At 64.0% G+C, this 1,082-nt stretch carries 2 protein-coding genes; one reads left to right on the forward strand and one right to left on the reverse strand.

The window, feature by feature from the left end:
* Positions 1-642 (reverse strand): MBL fold metallo-hydrolase (locus tag ACFV20_RS37170; RefSeq protein ID WP_385665603.1); only part of this gene is annotated, 642 nt, incomplete at its 3' end.
* A 94-nt stretch (positions 643-736) separates the two neighbouring features.
* On the opposite strand from ACFV20_RS37170, the gene ACFV20_RS37175 reads away from it, so the two are divergent.
* Positions 737-1,082, forward strand: a 346-nt coding sequence (locus tag ACFV20_RS37175; protein WP_385665606.1) for a LysR family transcriptional regulator, incomplete at its 3' end; no start/stop codon positions are given.

Consider the following 1,082-nt stretch of genomic DNA (forward strand, 5'->3'; position numbering starts at 1 on the left):
CGCTACGGGAGGGTGTTCCACCAGGATTGCCGTCACGGTCACCAGCTCGTCGCGGTATACCTCGAACGGTTCCATGTCCGGCGTCGGGTTGTTGTTCGGGTGGTAGCCGGACTCCGCCGGAATCTGGATGTCCTCAGCGTGGAAGATGTCCAGCGGGCTGGGCCGGAGGCTGTCCAGGATGCGGTCGTTGAGGTCCGTCGCGTGGGCTTTCATGAGCTGCTCGAACATCTGGCGCGTGCCCGGCGTCGGGTTCTCCGGCGCGAGCGGTTGGGGTTCGACGACGGCGCGCGGCGACACCGCGGGAAGCTCGCCCCGGTTGCCGGGTCCAATGATGCGGACCGGGTTCTCCGTGCGCTCGGTCAAAGCGTAGAGCCCGAAGATGCCGAGTCCGGCGAGATCGTAGACGTGGTCCGAGTGGAGGTGCGTGATGAAGAGTGCACGCAGGTCCTTCAGTTGCAGGCCCGACTGGCTGAGTCGACGACCCGCGCCCTGTCCAAAGTCCACCAGGTAGAAGGCATCCCCAACCACCACTGCCGTGGCGATTCCCGTGCGCTCGCCGGAGTCGGCAGCGGCCCACCACCGTGGTCCGCCTGCTGTTCCCAGCGTGACGATGTGCGGCTTCAGGGATGACGTCGGCGTCATGGTTCTCCTCGTTCGGATTGGCTTTCTTCCAGTGTGGTCCGCGCCACGTCACTTGTATAATCAATCAATTCTAAGAAGTTCATAAGGAGAACTGATGGGTGAGTTCACGCTTCGGCAGCTGGAATACTTCGTTGCGGTCCTGGACCATGGATCGTTGACACGCGCCGCGAGCGAGAGCAACATTTCACAGGCAGCGGCCTCCATGGCCATTGCCCAGCTGGAGAAGAGCCTCGGCCTGGATCTCCTGATCCGCACCCGGGCCAAACGCGTTGAACCCACTCCGGCCGGCGTGGAACTGGGTGTCCGCGCCCGGCGCATCCTGCGGGAGACGGCGGAATTGCGGGGTGCCCTCCAGGGATCGCATGAGGACATGCGCGGGCGCGTGTCCATCGGTTGCATGATCGCGATCTCGCCGCGGTTGATTCCAGAGCTCATTCGGG

It is taken from the genome of Streptomyces sp. NPDC059696 (assembly GCF_042733745.1).
Classification (GTDB): Bacteria; Actinomycetota; Actinomycetes; order Streptomycetales; family Streptomycetaceae; genus Streptomyces.